Annotated in this window: 21 protein-coding genes; all 21 read right to left on the bottom strand. The window is 70.6% G+C overall.

Features of this window, described 5'->3' with window-relative positions; all coding sequences use genetic code 11:
• Complete coding sequence (locus IP93_RS12970) at window positions 1-615, bottom strand: protein phosphatase CheZ (protein WP_144816366.1); 615 nt, start codon at window positions 613-615, stop codon at window positions 1-3.
• Window positions 612-1004, bottom strand: a complete 393-nt coding sequence (gene cheY, locus IP93_RS12975; RefSeq protein ID WP_144816368.1) for a chemotaxis response regulator CheY — start codon at window positions 1002-1004, stop codon at window positions 612-614. Before cheY ends, IP93_RS12970 begins: the two co-directional genes overlap by 4 nt.
• Window positions 1005-1033: 29 nt before the next feature.
• Window positions 1034-1789: an RNA polymerase sigma factor FliA gene (locus IP93_RS12980; RefSeq protein ID WP_144816370.1), complete on the bottom strand. Its 756-nt coding sequence runs from the start codon at window positions 1787-1789 to the stop codon at window positions 1034-1036.
• Entirely contained in the window at window positions 1786-2661 is an 876-nt protein-coding gene (locus tag IP93_RS12985) for a MinD/ParA family protein (RefSeq protein WP_144816372.1), read from the bottom strand. Before IP93_RS12985 ends, IP93_RS12980 begins: the two co-directional genes overlap by 4 nt.
• Window positions 2648-4387, bottom strand: a complete 1740-nt coding sequence (gene flhF / locus IP93_RS12990) for a flagellar biosynthesis GTPase FlhF (RefSeq protein WP_144816373.1) — start codon at window positions 4385-4387, stop codon at window positions 2648-2650. Before flhF ends, IP93_RS12985 begins: the two co-directional genes overlap by 14 nt.
• A 72-nt stretch (window positions 4388-4459) precedes the next feature.
• On the bottom strand, window positions 4460-6448 hold the full coding sequence (gene flhA, locus IP93_RS12995) for a flagellar biosynthesis protein FlhA (RefSeq protein ID WP_242006866.1): 1989 nt from the start codon (window positions 6446-6448) through the stop codon (window positions 4460-4462).
• 80 nt (window positions 6449-6528) lie between these two features.
• The gene (gene flhB, locus IP93_RS13000) at window positions 6529-7680 is read right to left on the bottom strand and encodes a flagellar biosynthesis protein FlhB (RefSeq protein ID WP_144816375.1); all 1152 of its coding nucleotides are present in this window, start codon (window positions 7678-7680) and stop codon (window positions 6529-6531) included.
• A 4-nt stretch (window positions 7681-7684) separates the two neighbouring features.
• The gene (gene fliR / locus IP93_RS13005; protein ID WP_144816377.1) at window positions 7685-8473 is read right to left on the bottom strand and encodes a flagellar biosynthetic protein FliR; all 789 of its coding nucleotides are present in this window, start codon (window positions 8471-8473) and stop codon (window positions 7685-7687) included.
• A gap of 4 nt (window positions 8474-8477) precedes the next feature.
• The gene (locus IP93_RS13010) at window positions 8478-8747 is read right to left on the bottom strand and encodes a flagellar biosynthetic protein FliQ (RefSeq protein WP_144816379.1); all 270 of its coding nucleotides are present in this window, start codon (window positions 8745-8747) and stop codon (window positions 8478-8480) included.
• A gap of 4 nt (window positions 8748-8751) precedes the next feature.
• Window positions 8752-9633 (bottom strand): flagellar type III secretion system pore protein FliP, encoded by an 882-nt coding sequence (fliP, locus tag IP93_RS13015; protein WP_144816380.1) that lies wholly within the window; start codon window positions 9631-9633, stop codon window positions 8752-8754.
• Entirely contained in the window at window positions 9630-10154 is a 525-nt protein-coding gene (fliO, locus tag IP93_RS13020; RefSeq protein ID WP_242006864.1) for a flagellar biosynthetic protein FliO, read from the bottom strand. Before fliO ends, fliP begins: the two co-directional genes overlap by 4 nt.
• A 4-nt stretch (window positions 10155-10158) precedes the next feature.
• Window positions 10159-10488 carry a flagellar motor switch protein FliN gene (fliN, locus tag IP93_RS13025; RefSeq protein ID WP_144816382.1) on the bottom strand — a complete coding sequence of 110 codons (330 nt, stop codon included), beginning with the start codon at window positions 10486-10488 and terminating at the stop codon, window positions 10159-10161.
• Complete coding sequence (gene fliM / locus IP93_RS13030; protein WP_144816384.1) at window positions 10485-11486, bottom strand: flagellar motor switch protein FliM; 1002 nt, start codon at window positions 11484-11486, stop codon at window positions 10485-10487. The genes fliN and fliM overlap by 4 nt, the downstream gene beginning before the upstream one ends.
• A gap of 12 nt (window positions 11487-11498) precedes the next feature.
• A complete protein-coding gene (locus tag IP93_RS13035; RefSeq protein WP_144816386.1) occupies window positions 11499-12023 on the bottom strand; it encodes a flagellar basal body-associated FliL family protein in 525 nt (174 codons plus the stop codon).
• 99 nt (window positions 12024-12122) lie between these two features.
• On the bottom strand, window positions 12123-13400 hold the full coding sequence (locus tag IP93_RS13040; RefSeq protein ID WP_144816388.1) for a flagellar hook-length control protein FliK: 1278 nt from the start codon (window positions 13398-13400) through the stop codon (window positions 12123-12125).
• Window positions 13397-13846 (bottom strand): flagellar export protein FliJ, encoded by a 450-nt coding sequence (gene fliJ / locus IP93_RS13045; RefSeq protein WP_144816390.1) that lies wholly within the window; start codon window positions 13844-13846, stop codon window positions 13397-13399. The genes IP93_RS13040 and fliJ overlap by 4 nt, the downstream gene beginning before the upstream one ends.
• Before the next feature lies 1 nt (window position 13847).
• Window positions 13848-15248, bottom strand: coding sequence for a FliI/YscN family ATPase (locus IP93_RS13050; protein WP_144816392.1), 1401 nt, complete (start codon window positions 15246-15248; stop codon window positions 13848-13850).
• Window positions 15245-15850, bottom strand: coding sequence for a FliH/SctL family protein (locus IP93_RS13055; RefSeq protein ID WP_144816394.1), 606 nt, complete (start codon window positions 15848-15850; stop codon window positions 15245-15247). Before IP93_RS13055 ends, IP93_RS13050 begins: the two co-directional genes overlap by 4 nt.
• Window positions 15847-16860, bottom strand: coding sequence for a flagellar motor switch protein FliG (gene fliG, locus IP93_RS13060; RefSeq protein ID WP_144816396.1), 1014 nt, complete (start codon window positions 16858-16860; stop codon window positions 15847-15849). Before fliG ends, IP93_RS13055 begins: the two co-directional genes overlap by 4 nt.
• Window positions 16853-18316 carry a flagellar basal-body MS-ring/collar protein FliF gene (gene fliF, locus IP93_RS15790; protein WP_338419419.1) on the bottom strand — a complete coding sequence of 488 codons (1464 nt, stop codon included), beginning with the start codon at window positions 18314-18316 and terminating at the stop codon, window positions 16853-16855. Before fliF ends, fliG begins: the two co-directional genes overlap by 8 nt.
• The coding region (locus IP93_RS15680; RefSeq protein WP_158636345.1) for an IS3 family transposase at window positions 18313-18592 on the bottom strand (280 nt) is incomplete at its 5' end. The genes IP93_RS15680 and fliF, both read right to left, overlap by 4 nt.

The raw sequence follows: 18592 nt of genomic DNA on the forward strand, positions 1-18592 counted from the left end.
TTACAGCCCCAATGAAGACAGCAACTGGTTGGCGTCATCCTGGCTCGCCGGGGCGGGGTCGAGCCCCGCGACGGCCGGGCCGCTGCCGCGCGACGACAGGTGCAGGGCATCGCTGTCGGAGGCACGGTATTCGCCCAGGCCTTCGTGCACGGCGCGCACCAGCTTCACCACGCGCAGGATGATCTGCCCGGTGAGGTCCTGGTACCCCTGCGCCGCGGTGATCTCCGACAGGCGGCTGCGGACGGCCGCGGCGGTGGTCGCGTGCGCGGCTTCGGCCTGCGGCAGCGTGGCCAGCAACGTGGTGCATTCCTGGATCAGGTCCAGCGTGCGCATGCTGGCGCTCTCGGTGAGCTCCACCACGTGTTCCAGGCGCGCGCACGCCTCGGGCAGCGAGCCGCCGGCACGGTTGCCTGCCACGGGCGCCTCGCCCAGCGCCTGGTCGAGTTCGCGCGCCAGGCGCGCCAGGCCCTGCACCAGCGGTTGCGTGCGCCATTCGATCAGCGCATCGACGTTGCTGCGCCAGGCGTCGTTGTCGTCGCGCTCCAGCGCGCTCAACGCGTCGTGCAGCCGGTCGATCACGTGCTGGCGTTCGCCGGTGCCGGGAGTGTGGTTCATGCGGTTGCCCCGATGCGCTCGAAGATCTTGGCCAGCTTGTCGCCCAGCGTGGCCGCGGTGAAGGGCTTGATGACGTAGCCGTTCACGCCGGCCTGGGCGGCTTCGATGATCTGCTCGCGCTTGGCCTCCGCGGTGACCAGAAGCACCGGGATGGCCTTGAGCGTGTCGTCGGCACGGATCGCCTTGAGCAGGTCGATGCCGGGCATGCCGGGCATGTTCCAGTCGGTGATCACCAGGTCGAACGGCGCACGCCGCAGTTCGGCCAGCGCGGTGGTGCCGTCGTCGGCCTCGGTCGTGTTGAAGAACCCGAGGTCGTTGAGCAGGTTCTTGACGATCCGCCGCATGGTGGAGAAGTCGTCGACGATGAGGATGCGCAGGTTCTTGTCCATGGTGCTGTGACGCTCGCTAGGGAGGGGGATCAGGTGGGTTCGCCGGCAAGCGTGTCCTCGCGGCCCCAGTCGCCGAGGCGGGCGCGGAGGCGAAGCACGGCCTGGCCGTGGATCTGGCACACGCGCGACTCGCTGACGGAGAGCACGGCGCCGATTTCGCGCAGGTTCATTTCCTGCTCGTAGTAGAGCGAGAGCACCAGTTGCTCGCGCTCGGGCAGCTGGCCGATGGCGTCGCCCAGCGCGGAGCGGAACGCGCCCTGCATGAACTCGCGCGCCGGGGTGGCGCCGGCGGCGGCTGCGATCCGCGGCTCGCCATCGTGCTCTTCGGCGTGCGCCTCCAGGCTGACCAGTTGGCCGCGCGCGGCATCTTCCAGCATGTGGTGGTACTCGGCCAGCGGCACTTCCAGCGCCTGCGCGATCTCCTGGGCGCTGGCGGCGCGACCCAGCCGCTGTTCCACCTCGCGGGTGGCGGCGACGATGCTTCGGTAGCTGCGGTGCACCGAGCGCGGCACCCAGTCGCCGCGACGGATCTCGTCGATCATCGCGCCGCGGATGCGGATCGAGGCATAGGTCTCGAAGGTGGCGCCCTGGTCGGACTGGAAGTTGCGCGAGGCTTCGATCAGGCCGAGCATGCCGGCCTGGACCAGGTCGTCGAGTTCGACGCTGGCCGGCAGTCGAGCGGCCAGGTGGTGCGCGATGCGCCGGACCAGTTCGGAGTGGCGCTCGACCAGTGCGGCAGGGCTGGGGGTCTGGTGGGCCCGGTAGTGGGCGACGGCGGCGTTCACGCGGTGGCCCTCCTCGGCGCGGCTACCAGGCGTTCGACGAAGAATTCCAGGTGGCCGCGGGGGCCGGCCGGGGCATCCCAGCGGTTGACCCGCGAGGCGAGGTCACGGAAGGCGAGCGCGGACGGGGACGAGGGGTAGGCGCGGACCACCGGCTCCTGCCGCTGCACCGCCTGGCGCAACCAGGGGTCGCGCGGCACGCAGCCGAGGTAGACCATGGTCACGTCGAGGAAGCGCGCGGTCACCCGTTCCAGCTTGTCGAACAGCTGGCGCCCCTCGATGTCGTTGTGCACCTGGTTGGCGAGCACCTGCACGCGTTCCACGCCGCGTTCGCGGTTGAGCACCTTGACCAGGGCGTAGGCGTCGGTGACCGAGGCCGGGTCGTCGCAGACCACCACCACCACGTCCTGCGCGGCCTGGCAGAAGGTCAGCACGCTGTCGGCGATGCCGGCGGCGTTGTCCACCACCATCACGTCCACGTGTTCCTGCAGCTGCGAGATCGCATGCACCAACCCGACGTGCTGTTGCTGGCTGAGTTCGGTCATGTACCGCTTGCCGGACGAGGCCGGGATCACCAGCAGCCCATCGGGGCCTTCCATCAGCGTGTCGGTCAGCTCGCAACGGCCGGCCACGAGGTCGGCCAGGGTGAAACGGGGCGACAGGCCCAGCATCACGTCGACGTTGGCCATGCCCAGGTCGGTGTCCAGAAGCAGTACCCGCTGGCCGCGCTGGGCCAGCGCTACCGACAGGTTGATCGAGACGCTGGTCTTGCCTACGCCGCCCTTGCCACTGGCCACCGCAATCACGCGCACCGGGGCGGGCACGCCCTGGGTGACCGGACCGGTCTGGGGGGTGGGGAAATCACGCGATGGCATGGCGGTCCTCGTTCACCAGGGGGTTATCGGCCGCACGACGCAGTTTCTCCAGTCGCAGGACCAGGCGGGACGCGTCGGCGGGTTCCAGGTCGGTCGGCACCTGCTGGCCGTGGCTGGTGTAGGCCACGCGCAGTTCGTGCTCCAACAGCACCGAAAGGGCGGCACCGAGGCGTCCGGTTTCATCGATCTTGGTGAGCACCGCGGCCTCCGGGCGCAGCCCGCGGTAGCGACGCACGATGTCGGCCAGGTCCAGCGGGTTGCCGTTGGCCGGCAGCACCAGCAGGCTGCGCAGGTTGCGGGTGGTGCGCAGCCAGGCCAGTTGGCTGCCCAGTGCCCGGTCGCGGCCGGCGTACCCGGCGGTATCGACCAGCACCAGCGGGTAGTCGGCCAGTTGTTGCAGCGTGTCGGACAGCGACTCGGGGCCGGCTGCCTCGCAGACGGTGATGCCCAGGCGGCGGCCGAAGCCCTGCAGCTGCTCGCGCGCGCCGGTGCGGTGGTGATCGGTGGTGACCAGGGCCACGTCGCGGGCGCGGTGGCGGGCGGCAAAGCGGGCGGCCAGCTTGGCCGTGGTGGTGGTCTTGCCCGCGCCGGTCGGCCCCACCAGGGCGATGATGCCGCCAGTTTCGAGGGGTTCGTCGCGCTGCACCGGGAGCATCTGGGCCAGGGCGGCGAGCATCACCGGCGGGACGCGGGCAGGGTCGAGGTCGGGGTCGATGCGTTCGGCCACGGCCTGGGCCAGCGACTGGGTGCAGCCGTAGTCCAGCAACAGGTCCATGGCAAGGGCGCGCGACGCCGAGCCGCGCAGGCGTTCGCCCGCCATCTGGCCGAGCTCGCGCTCGATCATCCGTCGCATCAGGCCGAGTTCTTCGCGCATGGCGGCCATGGCGGGCTCGGCAATGGCGGCGTTGGGCACGGTCTGCAGGGCCGGTGCGCTGTCCGTGGCCGGCACCGGGTCGCCGCAGGCGGGTTCGATGCTGCTTGCGACGCACGGTTCCGTCGACGGGGCGCCAGCGGCCAGCGGTCCGGCGGGCGCGGTGTCGGCAGCGGTCGGGGGCGCGATCTGCGTGTCAAAGTCCGATGTGGTCACGGCCGCGCTCGGTTGCGCGGGGGGTGGTTCGGCGGCAGGTGCCGGAGCCGCCACGTACTGGTGGGTCAGCGCCGCCATCATCATCTCGAAACGGCTCGGAGCCGCGGACTCACGGGAGCCGGTGGCTTCCGCCATCGGGGGCTCCTGGGTCGCCACCGCCGCCGTGGCGGTGGGCACGAGCGGCATGGCCTGGGCTTGGTCGGCCTGCGTCAGCTCGTAGCGGGACTCGAGCGTCGGACGCTCATCGATCTGGAACACCGCGCGCCGCGTGGCGGCCTGTCCGCGCTCGGCGGAGGCCAGGGCGGGCTCGCGTGCCACCGCCTCGGCGCGGGCCGACCAGGACACGCTCTCGCCGCGGGCGCGAAACGCCGCCGGGGCCGGTTCGAACGTCGCTTGCGCCGCGGCTTCACCTGCGGGGGCCGCAGGCCGCGCAGCAGTACCCTCGGTGGCGGGCTCGCCGCTGGTGGCGGTGCGCAGTGCCTGCTGTACCAGCGTCTCGTCGTAATCGGTGGCGGCAACGATCTCGATGCCGTCAACCGTGGTGCGATTGGACAGGATCACCGCCTCGGCACCCTGTTCGTCGCGGACCATCCGCAACGCACTGCGAATATCGGGGGCGATGAAACGCTTGATTCTCACATCGTTCTCCAGTGGGTGCCGGTGGCTGGCCCCCGGTTCGCATCAGTCGCCAGGCGGGCGATGGGGCGGGCGTCAGCCCACCGCACCGACCAGCCGCAAGCGTTTGTCTTCCGGCACTTCGTTGTAGGCCAGCACCGAGAGCGCGGGGACGCTGTGCCGCACCAGCCTTGCCAGGGTTGGCCGCAGGTTGGCCGGGACCAGCAGCACCGCGGGCTCGCCGCGGCTTTCCTGCTGGCCGACGCAGTCGCTGAGGTTCTGGTGGAGGCGTTCGGCAAGTCCCGGTTCCAGTGCGGCCCCTTGGCCGTTGACCGACTCCTGCAAGAGCCGTTCCAAAGCCGGCGCCAAGGTATAGACGGGCAGCTCGGGCGCCATGCCGTTGAGCTCCTGCACGATGAAGCGGCCCAGCGCCGTACGCACCGCCGCGGTCAGCAGGGCCGGGTCCTGGGTCATCGCACCGTGTTCCAGCAGGGCTTCCACGACCTGGCGCATCTGTCGCAGGGGCACCCGTTCGGCCAGCAGCGACTGCAGTACCCGCACCACCACCGAGAGCGGCAGCAGCTTGGGCGTCAAATCCTCGACGAGCTTCGGCGTCGACCGGCCGACGCTGGCCAGCAACTGCTGCACTTCCTCGTGGCCCAGCAGTTCCGAGGCGCGTTCGCGCACCACGTGCGACAGGTGGGTGGCGATCACCGAGGAGGCGTCGACCACGGTGTAGCCGAGCGATTCGGCGTGGGCGTGCTGGCTGGGCATGATCCAGACCGCGTCCAGGCCGAAGGCCGGATCCTTGCCCGGCAGGCCGTCCAAGGGGCCGAACACCTGCCCAGGGTCCAGCGCCATCTCACGGTCGGGGTGGACGTCGCCCTGGGCCACCGGCACGCCGTGCACCAGCAGCCGGTACTGGCCCGGCGCCAGCGCCAGGTTGTCGCGCACATGCACCGCCGGGATCAGGAAGCCCAGGTCCTGCGTGAGCTTGCGGCGCACGCCCTTGAGCCGCGCCAGCAATTCGCCGCCCTGCTGTTTGTCGACCATGGCGATGAGCCGGTAGCCCACTTCCAGCGCCAGCGGCTCGACCGGGCGGATCTCGTCCCACGACAGCTCCGCGACGGCCTGCGACGGTGCCGCCGCCCCGGCCGCGGCTTCCGCCTGGGCCTCGGGGAGGTCGGAGCCCCGTATGCGCCAGGCGGCGTAGCCCATGCCCACCGCCAGCAGCAGGAACGGCACGTTCGGCATGCCCGGGACCAGGCCGATCAGGCCCATCAGCGCCGCGCCGACGATCAGCGCGCGCTGCTGCCCGAACACCTGGTTGGACACCGCCGCGCCCATCTCCTGTTCGCGGGTGGCGCGGGTGACCAGCATGGCCACCGCGGTGGACACCAGCAGCGCCGGCAACTGCGCGACCAGGCCATCGCCGATGGCCAGCAGCGAGTAGGTCTGGGCCGCGTCGGCAAAGCTCAGGTCGTGTTGCAGCATGCCGATCAGCATGCCGCCGATCAGGTTGATGGCCATGATCAGCAGCCCGGCGATGGCATCGCCGCGCACGAATTTGCTGGAACCGTCCATCGCGCCGTAGAAGTCGGCTTCCTCGCGCACTTCCTCGCGGCGGGCCTTGGCCTCCTCGCGGGTAAGCAGGCCGGCGTTGAGGTCGGCGTCGATGGCCATCTGCTTGCCGGGCAACGCGTCCAGGATGAAGCGCGCCGACACTTCGGCGATGCGCCCGGCGCCCTTGGTCACGACCACGAAATTGATGATGGTCAGGATGGCGAACACCACCAGGCCCACCGCATAGTTGCCGCCGATCACGAACTGGCCGAAGGACTCGATGACGTGGCCGGCCGCGGCAGGGCCCTCGTGGCCGTACAGCAGCACCACGCGGGTGGAGGCCACGTTCAGCCCCAGCCGCAGCAGCGTGACCATCAGCAGCACGCTGGGGAACACGGAAAACTCCAGTGGGCGCTTGACGTAGACCACCGCCAGCAGCACCACCAGCGACAGCGCGATGTTGATGGTGAACAACGCGTCCAGCATCAGCGGCGGCAGCGGCACCACCACCATCGCCAGCATGGCCAGCACCACGACCGGTGCCGCCGCGCCACTGCGCACCGCCGACGTCAATGTGCCGACGGCGGGAAGCCCCGTGCCGCTCACCGTGACGGGTTCCCGTCAGCCGGCGGGGCGGGGGTGGGTTCCACGGCGACCGCGCCCAGCGTGGGCATTGGCCCATGGGCGGGGTGCCAGCGGCGCAACTGGTACACGTAGGTCAGCACCTGGGCGACGGCAGCGTAGAGGTTCACCGGTATCTCCTGGTCCACTTTCGCCTGTCCATACAAGGCGCGTGCCAGAGGCGGCGCCTCGACCAGGGCGATGCGGTGCTTGCCCGCCACTTCGCGGATGCGCAGGGCTATTTCGTCCACGCCCATGGCGACCACGCGCGGGGCGCGCATCTTGTCGGCGTCGTACTTCAGCGCCACCGCGTAGTGGGTCGGATTGACCACCACCACGTCGGCGCTGGGCACCGCCTCCATCATCCGGCGCTGGGCCATGGCGCGCGCCACCTGGCGCATGCGCCCCTTGACCTCGGGATTGCCCTCGGTCTGCTTGAACTCGTCGCGCAGTTCCTGCTTGGTCATGCGCAATTTCCTGATGTGCTGGAAGCGCTGCCACGGCACGTCCGCCAGCGCCAGCAGCCCCATGGCGCCCACCGTCCACAGCAGGATGGTGAACGCGGCCTCCACGCCCACGCCCGCGGCCACGGCCAGGTCCATCGTCGGAATCCGCAGCAGGCGCGGCATCACCGCCAGCATGGCCAGCGCGCCAGCGCCGCCCACCAGGGCCACGCGCAACAGCGAACGCACCAGTTCGACCAGGCCTTCGCCGCCATACATGCGCTTCAGCCCGGCCATCGGGTTGAGCCGGTTGAACTGCGGCTGCAGCGATTGCCCGCTGAAGCGCAGCCCGCCCATCACCGCGGGTGCGATGAAGCACGCCAGCAGCGCCACCAGCAGCACTGGCAGCACCGCCACCACCAGTTGCAGCGTGAGGTGGCCGAAGTGGCCCAGCAGGCGGTCGGGGCGATCGAGCAGGGCCGGGTCGAAGGCGAACGCGCCGCGCATCCAGTCGTGCGCGCGCCGGGCCGCCATCGGCCCGGTGACCATCAGCGCCAGCGTGCCGGCGCCCAGTACGGCGACGTTGGACAACTCGCGCGAGCGCGGTACCTGGCCTTTCTCGCGGGCCTCGCGCAGCCGTTTTTCTGTTGGCTGTTCGGTGCGGTCTTCCTGGCTCTGTTCTTCGGACATGCGGTCAGCCCGTCACGCCGCGCGCGGCATCGAACGCCGCGTCGAACAGGTGTTGCACCGGTGCCTGCAGTTCGCGGAACAGCACGCCCAGCAACAACAGGCCCACCAGCAACGACACAGGGATGCCGATCTGGATCGGGTTGAGGGCCGCCGCGGCGCGCGACAGCACGCCGAACGCCAGGTTGACGGCCAGCAACGCCATCGTCACCGGCAGCGCCAGCAGCAGTCCGGTGCGCAACGCGGTGCCGAAGAACGTGGGCACCGCCGAGGCCAGCGCGGCCGGGTCGGGCAGCGCCGTGCCGATCGGCAGGTGGCGGTAGCTGTCCAGCAGCAGTTGCACCAGCGCCAGATGCCCGTCGATGGCGAAGAACAGCAGGCCGAAGGCCAGGTAGAACCACTGCGACAGCACCGGCGACGAGGCGCCGCTGAGCGGGTCGGCCAGCGTGGCGAACGACAGTGCCATGCCCTGCGACACCAGCTCGCCGGCAATCTGCCCGGCCTCGAAGGCGATGCGCAGCATCAGGCCCATCGCCACGCCCACCGCGAACTCGCGCATCACCGACAGTACGGTGGCGGCATCCACCGCTGCGGTCGGCGGCGTCGGCAACACCGGGGACAGCGCGCCGGCCAGCGCCAGCATCACGATCAGGCGCGCGCGTGCCGGCAGGCTGCGGCCGCCCAGCATGGGCATCACCTGCAGCGCCGCGCCGATGCGCAGTGCGTGCCACAGCACGGTGCCCAGCATGCCGAACAGGTTGAGCCCGTCGACGGTGGTCGCGGTCACCGGATCCATGCGCTCAGCCGATCAGGTGCGGAATGCGCTGGTACAACTCGGTGGTGAAGGCCACCAGCCGGCCCAGCAGGAAGTGGCCGACCAGTGCCAGCGTGGCCACCATGGCCACGGCCTTGGCGACGAAGGCGATGGTCGGCTCGTTGATCTGGGTGGCGGCCTGCAGCACGCCCACCACCACGCCGACCACCAGCACCGCCAGCAGCAGCGGTGCGCCCAGCAGCAGCGCCATCTGCAGGCCGCGCGCGATCTCGGTGAGTGCGGTCTCGGGCGTCATGTCGTCAGCCCATGTTGAAACTGGCGGCCAGCGAGCCGACGACCAGCACCCAGCCGTCCACCAGCACGAACAGCAGGATCTTGAACGGCGCCGACACCAGCATCGGCGACATCATCATCATGCCCATCGACATCAGCACGCTGGCCACGACCAGGTCGATGATCACGAACGGGATGTAGATCAGGAAGGCGATCTCGAACGCGGTCTTCAGTTCGCTGGTGAGGAACGACGCGGCCAGCACGCTGAACGGCACGTCCTGTGGCGTGGCGAACGGGCCGCTGTTGGACAGCCCGGCGAAGGTCATCAGGTCCTTCTCGCGCACCTGCGCCAGCATGAAGCCGCGGAACGGCTCGGACGCGGCGGCCCACGCGGCCTTGAAGTCCATCTGCTTGTCCAGGTACGGCGCGATGCCCGTGGTCCAGGATTGCTCGAACACCGGCGTCATGATCATGAAAGTGAGGAACAGCGCCAGCGCCAGCAGGATCTGGTTGGACGGGGTCTGTCCGGTGCCCAGCGCCTGGCGCAGCAGGCCGAGCACGATGATGATCCGGGTGAAGGCGGTCAGGCCCAGCAGCGCCGCCGGCAGCAGGGTGATGCTGGTCATCAGCAGCAGCACCTGCATCGGCATGCTCACCGGCTCGCCGCCCACGCGGCCCACGGTGACCGCCGGCAACGGCGTGGAGAGCGGCGACGGCGCCGGGGCCGCCGCGGGTGCGTTGGCGGGCGATGGTAACGCGGTGGCGGGGTTGGCCGGCGTCGCCGCCGCGGCCGGCGGCGTGGCGGCCGGCCCCTGTGCCTGGGCGCCTGCCGCACCTGGCCAGGCCAGTGCCACCAGCAGTGTCAGCGCCAGCAACGGTGCCATCAACGAATACAACCAGCGGCTCATGCGCGCTTCCTGAAATGCTGCGCAAGCACCTGCGCGAAGGGAGACGGGGTCGCTGGCGCGGGTGCGGCCAATGGCGTGTCGAGGGTGTGCAGCGTCCGCGGCCCACCCGCGCCCACCCCGACCAGCAACTGGGTCTGACCCACTTCCACCAGCACCACGCGGTCGCGCGGCCCCAACGCCACCGACCCCAGCACGCGAAGGCCGGGGTGGGTGGTGCCGGTCAGCCCGGGCATGCGCTTGGCCAGCCACGCCAGCAGCAGGATCAGGCCGACCACCAGCAGCAGGGCCAACACGGCACTGGCGGCGGTGCCGGCGTTGCTCGGCGCGCTGGCGGCGGGGCGATCGGGCACCTGCACCGTGGTTTGGGTGCGTGCGGCGGGTGGCGCCGTTGCAACGCCGGTCATGGCCGGCGCGACGGTTTCAGCCACGGCGGTTTCAGCCACGGCAGGTTCAGTCGCGGCGGCCGTCACGCCGGGCGCGGCGGCCGACGGTGCGGAGGCGGCGGGCGTGGTGGCCTGCATGGCGTCAGCGCAGGCGCTTGATGCGTTCGGCCGGGCTGACCACGTCGGTCAGGCGCACGCCAAAGCGATCATTGACCACCACCACTTCGCCGTGTGCGATCAGCGTGCCGTTGACGTACACGTCCAGCGGTTCGCCTGCGCCACGCTCGAGCTCGACCACCGAGCCCTGGTTGAGTTGCAGCAGGTTGCGGATCGGGATGCGCGCGCGCCCCACTTCCAGCGACAGCGACACCGGTACGTCCAGGATCACGTCGAGGTTGAGTTCGCCGCCCGTGCCGGCATCGGCACTGAGCGGGTCGAATGCGGCGCGCAGGGCGCTGGCGTCGTTGTTCATGGCGTGCTCGCGAGGTGTTCGAGGGTGGAGGTGGCGCGCGGCGCGTGCACCTGGGTGATCTTCACGGCGTTGCGGCCGTTGTGGATGCCGAACTCGCCGCTGAACAGCGGCATCTGCTCGACCTGCAGGGCGACGATGTCAGACAGCTCGATCGGGATGATGTCGCCGACTTTCAGCTGGCTCAGTTCGCGCAGGCTGATCTGCCGTTGCGCCAGCGCGCTGCTCAGTTCGACCTGGGCGTCCTGCAGCTGCTGGCGCAGCGCGATCACCCAGCTTTCGTCCTTCTCGATGCGGTCGCTTTGCACGCCCGCGTCCAGCAGTTCGCGGATCGGCTCCAGCATCGAGTACGGGAGCGACACGTGGAACTCGCCGCCGCCGCCGTCCAGTTCCACATGGAAGCGGCTGACCACGATGTATTCGCGCGGGCTGATGATGTTGGCGAAGTGCGGGTTGACCTCGGAATTGAGGTACTCGAATTCCACCGGCATCACCGGTGCCCACGCCTCGACCAGGTCGGCGAAGGTCTGCTTCAGCAGCAACTGGATCACCCGCATCTCGGTCGGGGTGAATTCGCGACCCTCGATCTTGGCCGGGTACTTGCCCATGCCGCCGAAGAAGTTGTCCACCACGGTGAACACCAGCCGCGGTTCGTACATCACGATGGCGGTGCCGCGCAGCGGCTTCATCTTGACCAGGTTGAGGTTGGTCGGCACCTGCAGCGAATGCATGTACTCGCCGAAGCGCATCAGGTCGATGCCGCGCACGGACAGGTCGGCCGAGCGCCGCAACAGGTTGAACAGGCCGATGCGCCAGGTACGGGCGAAGCGTTCGTTGATCATTTCCAGCGTCGGCAGGCGGCCGCGGACGATGCGGTCCTGGCTGGCGAAGTCGTAGCTGCGGGCCTCGCCCGGCGCGGCCGGCGGCTCGGTCTCCACCACGCCACTGTCCACGCCGTGCAGCAGGGCATCGATTTCGTCCTGGGAAAGCAGGTCGCTCATGCGCGTGTCGCCTTACTGGGTAACCAGGCTGGTGAAGAACACCGCGTCGACCTTGGCCGCCGCCTGCTCAAGGCGCAGCAACTGGCGGGTTTCCTCCAGTGCCTGCTCCTGCAACCGCTCCTTGGCCGAGCGCTGGCGCAGCTGCACGGCCGATTGCTGGCTGAAGAGCAGCAACAGGCGGTTGCGCAGGGCGGGAGTGTGCTGTTGGATGGCGGCCAGCGTGGCCGGATCGCGGGTCATGATCTGCACGTCCGCCTGCATGTAGCGGACGGCGTCCTCGTCGCTGAGGTTGACCACGAACGCCGGCTCCAGGGCGTGGTACAGCGCCGGTGCCTTGTTGACCACCTTGCCCTTGCCCTTGCCTTTCCCGTTGGAGATCGCGGCCACGGCCTGCGCCTGTTGCCACCAGACGTAGCCACCGGCTGCCGCGCCGGCCAGTAGCAGGGCGAGCAGGATCCAGACGACCGTGCGCCTGGGGCGGCGCCTGGGTTTGGCGGGGGCAGGGGCGGGGGCAGCGTTGGCGGTGGGGTCGGCCACGTGTCGGGTCTCGTGTCGGTTTCCCGTTCACAAGCAAGACCCGTGCCGGATGTCCGGCCGACTCGGTGCCGGGGTTTTGACGGCCGCAGCGGGCGGCCGTCAGGCGTAGGTATCGAGCAGACGCGCGCGGCGTGGCTGCGGGCCCGGGGCGCCGGTCGCCGTGGGCGCTTGGCCCGGCTCGTGGGCGTCACCGCCCTGCGTCGGAGGGGCGTCGCCGCGCGGGGAGCGGCGCGAATCGCCGCCATCGCCGACCTGGGCCTGCACCAGCTGCAGGCCGTGCTGGGCCAACTGGTCGCGCAGGCGCGACAGCCCCCCTTCCAGGGCTTGGCGGACATCGGCATGTGTCGACTGGAACTCGGCGCTGATGCGCTGGCCGTCGATGTTCAGCACCAGGTCAATGGTGCCGAGATGGTCCGGATTGATGCGAATGCGCGCCTCGCCCATGCCGTGCGCGGCCATCCAGGTCACGTGGGTGCCCAGGCCGTCGTCAAAACCGGCGTTCGGGTCGGCCGGCATGGCCAGCGCGGGCGGCGGGGCACTGGTGGCGGAAGCGTGGGAGGTGGCCGATACCGGCGCGGCGGCGCCCAGCCATGCGGGCGTGGCCGGTGTCGGGTCGCCGGCGTTGGCGGCGTCGGTGGGTGTCGCCGCGTCGGTGGCCACGGCCAAGGTGACCAGGTCGGCCACGGCGGGCGGCAGCGCGGCACTGGCGGTGTTGGCGGACGGGGCGGGCAAGACGGTCATGCCGGGTGGCATGGTCGCCGGACCGTCGCGCCCCGGGGCGCTGCCGGCCGCGGTCTGCGTGGCCATCGTCGAAGTGGCGTTGGCCCGGCCTTGCGCGGTCGCCAACGGGCCGTCGCCGGGCAGGTCGCCCATTGCGGCCAGTCCAAACGGCGGGGCCACGGCCTCTGCCGCGCTGCCCGTCGTGGCCGGAAGCGCGCCGGCAGCACCCAGCGCCGCACCGAAGCCTGCCGTCGCGGCGGATGTCCCGACGGCGGACGGCCTGGCCCCGGCCGTCAGCGCCAAGCCGGCAACGGCGCCGGTGGTCCCGGGCGCTGCCGCTGCGGTCGCCGGCGCGGCCACGCCGGTCGCGGTGACGGCGGCCTGCGACAACAGGGCCAGCAGTTGCCCCGGATCCGGTGCGGCGTGATCGGCTGTAACCGTCTCCGCGGCCCCGTCGCGGGGGTCCGTGGAGGGGGCTGTGGGGGTGGGCGTGGCGGACGTCGTCGTGTCGGTCGGCTCCATCAGGCGCTCGAACGACGATGGGGATCCTCCGCTCTCGGCATCGACCGACGCGGCCGCGCCGCGCGATCCCGCCGCATCCGGCATCGCCACTGTTTGCGGCGCACTGGCGGCGGTGGCCACGGCCGACCCCATCATGCCTCCGGCTCCGCGTCGGCGGCCAGGCGCTCGCGCGCACGGCGCGCGCCCAGGTCGTCCAGCTCGCGCTGCCCGAGACGCTCGCCGTGGCGAACTTCCTCGGCACGGTAACTTGCGGCCAGCTTCTCCAGCACATGGGTGTCGCGGCTGGCCAGCATCAGCCGTGCGCGTTCGACATCGCAACTCAACCGGCTGTGGTCGACCACGCGGCTCTGTTCGACCACCGCCGCATCCAGCCGTTCGCGGAACGCCAGCCGGTTGGCCAACAGGGCGGGGTGGGTCACCGTCGCGGTCGGGGTGGCGTATTCGGCGGCGTAGCGCTGCAGCGCATCCAGCCGGGCCTGCTGCTCGGCCAGCGCGCGATCGCGCTCGGCCAGTTCGCGGGCCACCGAGTCCTGGCGTTCTTGCACCACTTTGAGCAGGGGATTCAGGCGTTGCGAGCGCATGTCAGCGTTCCGGTGCGTTCAAGGGGAAGGAGGCGGCCGGACCATCGTCCAGCAGCCGTGCCAGGGCGTCGCGGCTGGCGGCCACGTCGGCCGCCTCGTCCACGTCCTGGCCGAGGAAATCGAGGATCGCCGGCCAGCGCGCCAGCGCTTCGTCCACCACCGGGTCGTTGCCGCGCTGGTAGGCGCCGATGGCGATGAGGTCGCGCTGCGTGTTGTACGCGGCCATCAGCCGCTTGAGCTTGCGGATGCGCTCGCGCCACGGCGCGTCGGTGATGTCCTGCATCACGCGGCTGACCGAGACTTCCACGTCGATGGCCGGGTACTGGCCGGCATCGGCGATGCGGCGGGTGAGCACGATGTGGCCGTCAAGGATGGCGCGTGCGGCGTCGGCGATCGGCTCCTGCTGGTCGTCGCCCTCGGTCAGCACTGTGTAGAACGCGGTGATCGAGCCGAGGCCCGCCGCGCCGTTGCCCGCACGCTCCACCAGCGCCGGCAGCTTGGCGAACACCGACGGCGGGTAGCCGCGGGTGGTCGGCGGCTCGCCCACCGACAGGCCGATCTCGCGCTGCGCCTGGGCAAAACGCGTCAGCGAATCCATCAGCAACAATACATGCAGCCCTTGGTCGCGGTACCACTCGGCGATGGCGGTGGCGCGCAGGGCGCCGTGCAGGCGGGCCAGCGGCGGGCGGTCGGCCGGCGCGGCCACCACCACGGCGCGGCGCAGGCCTTCCTCGCCCAGCGTGGCCTCGACGAAGTCGCGCACTTCGCGGCCGCGCTCGCCGATCAGGCCGACCACGATCACGTCGGCGGCGGTGAAGCGGGTCATCATGCCCAGCAGGGTGGACTTGCCCACGCCGGAGCCGGCGAACAGGCCCACGCGCTGGCCGCGGCCGATCGGCAGCAGGGCATTGATCGCGCGCACGCCCACGTCCAGCGAGCGGGTGATCGGTTCGCGCGTGAGCGGGTTGATCGCCGCGCCGGCCAGGCCGACCCAGTGTTCGGCGCGCAGTGGGCCGCGGCCGTCCAGGGGCACGCCATCGCTGTCGATGACACGGCCCAGCAGGCCATCGCCCACGGCCACTTCGCCATGCTGCCGGGCGCCCACCACGCGGGCATTGGGCAGCAGGCCGGCGATGTCGGCGGTGGGCATGAGGAAGGTGCGGTCGCCGGAGAAGCCGACCACTTCCGAATCGATCCAGCGGCCGCCGGAAATCTCCACCTGTACCCGCGAACCCAGCGGCGCGCTGCAGCCGGTGGCTTCCAGGGTCAGTCCGACGGCGCGGCGAAGCACGCCCTCGCGGGCCAGGCCCAAGGCGGGCGGGGCCGGCTGCATTGCGTCCAGTTGCGCCGCCAGGCGCAGCTGGCGTGCGGCTTCCCAGCGGTCGGCGGCCACGGTCGTCATGCCGCGCCTCCGACCACCTTTTCCAGCATTGAATCCAGGCAGCTCTGCAGGCGTGCCTGCAGGGTGCCGTCCACGCGCAGGCCTTCGCTGTGCAGGCGCAGCTCGCCGCGCGCCAGCCCGCTGTCGTTGGTCAGGCGCACGCCGCTCAGGCCCGCCAGGTGCGGGGCCAGCACGCCCAGGTCGTCGGGGTGCAGGCGCAATTCCACCTCGCGCTGGGTCGTGCCGACGGTATCCAGGGCTTCACGCACCAGGTCGGCCAGCAGCGTCGGGTCGGCGATATAGGTGCAGCCCAGCAACACGCCGGCCACGCGCACCGCCAGATGGCCCAGCGCATCGGCCACCTCGCCGTCCAGCCGCGCCAGCGGTCGGGTGAAGCCGTCGAGGATGCCTTCGATCTGCGCCACGACGCGGCGCACCTCGGCCTGTCCGGACGCCAGCCCCTCGGCATGGCCTTCGGCCAACCCGCGGCGGTAGCCCTCTTCGCGCGCGGCCTCTTCCAGCGCCTGCAGTTCCTGCACGCTGGGCAGTGGGGCCGGCGCGTTGGCCGCGGCCACCGTTGCCAGCCCCGGGGCATGCCAGCGCACTGCGGTGGCGGCGTTCATACGAAGGCCTCCGCCTTGGCGGTGAGCTGGATGGCGCCGGTTTCAGCCATGCGCCGCACGATCGTCAGGATTTCCTTCTGCGCGGCTTCGACCTCGGCCAGGCGCACCGGACCGCGCACCTCGATGTCCTCGAGCAGCATTTCGGCGGCGCGTTGCGACATGTTGGAGGTGATCTTGTCGCGCACCTTGCCGTCGGCGCCGCGCAGGGCGATGGCCAGGCGGTCGGTGGGCACGTCGCGCAACACGGTCTGCATCGCGCGGTCGTCGATCTCGGCCAGGTTGTCGAAGACGAACATCAAATCGCGCAGCTGCACGCTGAGCGTTTCGTCCAGCCGGTGGATGTCGCCCAGGATTGCCTCGTCCTGGCCGCCGTCCATGAAGTTGAGGATGTTGGCCGCCACCTTGACCCCGCCAATGGTGGAGGACTTGATGTTCTGCGCGCCGGCGAACTGGCGGGTCATCACGTCGTTGAGCTCGTTCAACGCGTGCGGCGGGATGCCGTCCAGCGTGGCGATGCGCAGCAGCACGTCGGGGCGCACGCGCTCGCCCAGGCACTTCAGCGTTTCCGCGGCCTGGTCGGGGTCCAGGTGCGACAGCACGATGGCGATGATCTGCGGGTGCTCGTTGCGCACCAGGTCCGCCACCGCGCGCGGCTCCATCCACTTCAGCGTGTCCAGGCCGGACGTGTTGCGGCCCAGCAGGATGCGGTCGATCAGGCTGCTGGCGCGGTCTTCGCCCAGCGCCTGCACCAGCACCGCGCGCACGTATTCGTCGGCGCCGGGTCCCAGGCCGCCGGGTTGTTCCAACACGTCGACGAAGTCATCGAAGACGCTGAGCACTGCATCGCGCGAGACGCCGCCGACCGAGGTCATGGCCACGCCCAGCTTCTGCACTTCCTTGGCACCCATGTGCTTGAGCACTTCCGCCGCCTGCTGCTCGCCAAGCGAGAGCAGGACGATGGCGGCGCGTTGCACGCCGGTCAGGTTGGCGGTCTGGGAGGTATCAGCCATCGGATTCGACCAGGTCGCGGACCACCTGCGCCACGCGCTTGGGGTCGGTGTTCACGGCGGTGCGCGCCACATCCAGCTTCTCCTCGAAGCTGGCGGCCTTGCGTGCCGCCTCCGGGTCGCGGGTGCGGGTCGGTTCCGGCGCCTGCAGCGGCATCGGCTCATCGACCACGGTGGCGACGGTGTAATGCGGCTTGGGCGCCAGCAACTGGCGGAAGGCCGGGCGCAGCACCACCCAGATCACCAGCAGCACGGCCAGGCCGCCCAGCACGGTGCGCAACAGGTCGCGCGCACCGGGCTTTTCCCACAGCGGAGCGGCTTGCGGTTCGGCCTGCGGCGCCCCCGCGAACGGTGCGTTGACTACCGAAACGGCGTCGCCGCGGGCCGCGTCGAAACCGATCGCCTGTTGCACCAGGGTCTGGATCCGGGCCAGTTCGCCCGCGTTGAGCGCGCGCGTGGTCGGCTTGCCGCTGCTGGCCGCGCCCGGGAGGTTGTCGACCAGCACTGCCGCGGTCACCCGGCGAATGCGGCCCGTGGCCTGGCGGGTATGGGTCAGGGTACGGTCAAGCTCGTAGTTGCGCACCGCCGTACGCGAGGTGGCGCCACCGTCGGCGGCGGGCGTGGCCGCCGTCGCCGCCGGCACCGACACCGGCGTGGTGCCCGCCGGGTCCGGTGTGTTGCTGGCGCTGCCGGGCACGCCCTGCGCCGCAGCCGTCGGCGCGGCCGCCAGACGCCCGTTTTCGGAAATCTGCTCGCTGCGCACGCGCGCCGGGTCCTGCCCGTAGATCTCGCGGGCCTCTTCGGTCTGGGAGAAGTCCATGTCGACGCTGACCTGGGCGCTGACGCGGCCGGGGCCGGTCATCGGCTCCAGCAACGCCTGGATGCGCTGCACGTACACCGCTTCCTGGCGGCGCTGCTGGTCGAACTGCTTGGCGCCGCGGGCGGCCTCGCTGTCCGGGTCGGGGTTGGACAGCATGCGGCCGAACTGGTCGACGACGGTGACGCGGTCCGGGGCCAGGTCGGGGATGCTGGAGGCCACCAGGTGCAAGATCGCGTCCACCTGGCCCGCTTCCAGTGCGCTGCCGGCCTGCATCTGCAATACCACCGACGCGCTGGCCGGCTGCTTCTGCCGGGTGAACGCGCTGGGTTTGGGCAGGGCCAGGTGCACGCGGGCCTCGCGCACGGGCCGCAGCTGGCCGATGGTGCGCGCCAGTTCGGTTTCCAGCGCGTGCTGGTAGCGGGCGTTCTCCACGAACTGGCTGGTGCCGAATCCCTGGTCGCCCTGCATCATCTCGAAGCCCTTGTCCTGGCTGGCCGGCAGGCCGGCGGCGGCCAGTGCCAGCTTGGCCTGGCCCAGTTGTTCCTGTGGCACGGCCAGGGCACCGCTGGTGCTGTCGATCTTGAACGGAATGCTGGCGGTACGCAGCAGTGGACCGACCAGAGTTCCATAGACACTCAGTCGCCGCTCTGCGCGTAGCGCTTTTCGAACTCTACCGGTGACATGCCGCCAGCGGAACCATGCCGGCGAATCGGGTTGTAGAACATCTCGATGTAGTCGAACACGTCCGAAGCAGCAGTGGCTCGCGTCGGGTAGATCTGCCGCTTGATCCGCTCCTTCTTCAGGACGCTGAAGAAACTCTCGGCCACGGCGTTGTCGTGGCAGTTCCCGCGACGGCTCATGCTCGGCACCATCCGGTGCGCCTTCAGGAACGACTGCCAGTCGTTGCTGGTGAAC

Source organism: Aerolutibacter ruishenii (assembly GCF_007830115.1).
GTDB lineage: Bacteria > Pseudomonadota > Gammaproteobacteria > Xanthomonadales > Xanthomonadaceae > Aerolutibacter > Aerolutibacter ruishenii.

Bases quoted from the DNA above. Each gene is read 5' to 3' on its own strand.
- IP93_RS12970 (WP_144816366.1), bottom strand. From the start codon at position 615: ATGAACCACACTCCCGGCACCGGCGAACGCCAGCACGTGATCGACCGG.
- cheY (WP_144816368.1), bottom strand. From the start codon at position 1,004: ATGGACAAGAACCTGCGCATCCTCATCGTCGACGACTTCTCCACCATG.
- IP93_RS12985 (WP_144816372.1), bottom strand. From the start codon at position 2,661: ATGCCATCGCGTGATTTCCCCACCCCCCAGACCGGTCCGGTCACCCAG.
- flhA (WP_242006866.1), bottom strand. From the start codon at position 6,448: ATGCTGGCGATGGTGGTGGTGCCGCTGCCGCCGCTGATGCTGGACGCG.
- flhB (WP_144816375.1), bottom strand. From the start codon at position 7,680: ATGTCCGAAGAACAGAGCCAGGAAGACCGCACCGAACAGCCAACAGAA.
- fliR (WP_144816377.1), bottom strand. From the start codon at position 8,473: ATGGATCCGGTGACCGCGACCACCGTCGACGGGCTCAACCTGTTCGGC.
- IP93_RS13010 (WP_144816379.1), bottom strand. From the start codon at position 8,747: ATGACGCCCGAGACCGCACTCACCGAGATCGCGCGCGGCCTGCAGATG.
- fliP (WP_144816380.1), bottom strand. From the start codon at position 9,633: ATGAGCCGCTGGTTGTATTCGTTGATGGCACCGTTGCTGGCGCTGACA.
- fliO (WP_242006864.1), bottom strand. From the start codon at position 10,154: ATGCAGGCCACCACGCCCGCCGCCTCCGCACCGTCGGCCGCCGCGCCC.
- fliN (WP_144816382.1), bottom strand. From the start codon at position 10,488: ATGAACAACGACGCCAGCGCCCTGCGCGCCGCATTCGACCCGCTCAGT.
- fliM (WP_144816384.1), bottom strand. From the start codon at position 11,486: ATGAGCGACCTGCTTTCCCAGGACGAAATCGATGCCCTGCTGCACGGC.
- IP93_RS13040 (WP_144816388.1), bottom strand. From the start codon at position 13,400: ATGATGGGGTCGGCCGTGGCCACCGCCGCCAGTGCGCCGCAAACAGTG.
- fliJ (WP_144816390.1), bottom strand. From the start codon at position 13,846: ATGCGCTCGCAACGCCTGAATCCCCTGCTCAAAGTGGTGCAAGAACGC.
- IP93_RS13050 (WP_144816392.1), bottom strand. From the start codon at position 15,248: ATGACGACCGTGGCCGCCGACCGCTGGGAAGCCGCACGCCAGCTGCGC.
- IP93_RS13055 (WP_144816394.1), bottom strand. From the start codon at position 15,850: ATGAACGCCGCCACCGCAGTGCGCTGGCATGCCCCGGGGCTGGCAACG.
- fliG (WP_144816396.1), bottom strand. From the start codon at position 16,860: ATGGCTGATACCTCCCAGACCGCCAACCTGACCGGCGTGCAACGCGCC.